At 33.3% G+C, this 2,166-nt stretch carries 1 protein-coding gene; it reads right to left on the bottom strand.

The annotated features are described in order from the left end of the window. The coding region (gene pheT, locus WBN21_RS02830; RefSeq protein WP_424197783.1) for a phenylalanine--tRNA ligase subunit beta at nucleotides 1-1,931 on the bottom strand (1,931 nt) is incomplete at its 3' end. Nucleotides 1,932-2,166 lie beyond the last annotated feature (235 nt).

Here is a 2,166-nt window from a genome sequence, read left to right as displayed (position 1 = left end):
ATTCCTAAGCGTTCAAGAACTGAAATAATTAAGCCTTTCATTAAAAAGAAATCACTCTTTTTGCTTGTTTCATGCCAGTTTTCAGAAGTTTGGTTACCAGTAATAAAAACTGATAAATGCTTAAACTCTTCACGTTTATCATCAAAACCATGGTAGGTTTTTCCAAATTCAAAAAGTTTTAAATCTGAACGTTTTCTATTAATATTAAACGACACAGCTTCTAAACCAGAAAACAATAATGATTGTCTCATAACAGCCAAATCATTACTTAAAGGATTAAGCATTGTAATGTTGTGTTCTTCTTTTAATTGTTCACTTAGAGCTATGTAATTAGGTGTGGTTAAGGAATTTGAAAGAATTTCAAAAAATCCTTGTGATGCTAATTGGTTTCCTACGATATTCTGAATTTTATAATCTTCAAAACGTGTTGTTGTGGAAATGGAAGCATTAAGTTTTTCAGTAGTGTTAATGTTGTTATAGCCATAAACTCTAAGAATTTCTTCTATAACATCGGCTTCTCTTTCAACATCATTTCTGTAAGCTGGAACGGTTAACCCTAAGCCAGTTTCAGTAACATTGTTCACTTTTATATCTAACGAACTTAGAATCTGTTTTATAGTTTCTTTAGGGATTTCTTCACCAATTAGTTTTCTAGCATTTTCAAAGCTTAAACGCACTTCAAAATCCTTTATTTTGTTTGAATAAATATCAATGATATCACTCGTTATTTCGCCACCAGCAAGCTCCTGAATTAATAATGCAGCACGTTTTAAAGCATATTCACATATATTAGGATCAATACCGCGCTCAAATCGAAATGAAGCATCCGTATTTAAAGCATGACGTTTAGCAGATTTTCTAATACTAACCGGATTAAAATAGGCGCTTTCCAAGAAAATACTTGTCGTGCTTTCTGTTACTCCAGAGTTGATGCCTCCAAAAACACCAGCCATACACATTGGTTTTTCACCATCGCAAATCATTAAATCATCTTCGTGTAATTTGCGTTCAACACCATCCAAAGTGGTAAATTTTGTTCCAGCTTTTAGCGTTTTAACTTCAATTTTGTTACCAGTAATTTTTATAGCATCAAAAGCATGCAACGGCTGCCCTAAATCATGTAACACATAATTAGTAGCGTCCACAATATTATTTATAGGACTTAAGCCAATAGCTTTTAAACGATGTTGTAACCAAGCAGGAGACTCAGTAACTTTTAATCCAGAAATTGTAACACCACAATAGCGCGGTGCTAAATCTTTATTTATAACATCCACATCAATTTTTAAAGTGCGGTTATCCACATGAAACGCGCTTATTGATGGTGTAATAAGTTCTAAATTAATATCTTTTTGAACCAATCCGGCCTTTAAATCGCGAGCAGTTCCTAGGTGGCTCATAGCATCTGCACGATTTGGTGTTAAGCCAATTTCAAAAACCTGGTCGTTTTCAATATCAAAAAGGTCGGCAACGAGTGTTCCAACTTTAATATCATTATCAAAAACTAAAATACCATCATGAGATTTTCCTAAACCTAATTCATCTTCAGCGCAAATCATTCCAAAGCTTTCTTCGCCTCTAATTTTACCTTTTTTAATCACCCAAGATTCGCCTTCTTCGGTATATAAAGTTGTTCCGATAGTTGCTACTGGTACTTTTTGCCCTGCAGCCACATTAGGAGCACCACAAACAATTTGTAATGGTCCATCACCACCAACATCAACTGTGGTTACTTTTAGTTTGTCTGCATTTGGGTGTTTAACACAAGTTAAAACTTCTCCAACAACAACTCCTTCTAAACCGCCTTTTACAGATTGGTAAGTTTCTAAACCTTCAACTTCAAGCCCTAAATCGGTAAGTAATTCGCTAGTTTGTTCTGGTGTCCAATCTGTTTTTAAAAACTGTTTTAACCAATTGTATGAAATTTTCATAAAATGAATATTGTATTAAGCCAACAAAGATAAAATATTGCGCTTAGCATTCAAATAAAGGCTTGTAAAAAGAGTAATAAATAGTTTATTAATCAGAATAGTTTAAGATTATAAATCTTCTAACATCAAATTATAATCATACTGTAAATCTTCATGCAAACCAGAAACAATTTTTTTAGCAAGAAGTATTTGGCGGTTGTACATGTTTTGAAGCTGTGTACTGCGTTTTATGGTA

Origin of the sequence: Algibacter sp. (assembly GCF_049667265.1) — a bacterium.
In the GTDB taxonomy this organism is placed as follows: Bacteria; Bacteroidota; Bacteroidia; order Flavobacteriales; family Flavobacteriaceae; genus Algibacter_B.
This window is presented reverse-complemented; position numbering and strand designations above follow the sequence as displayed.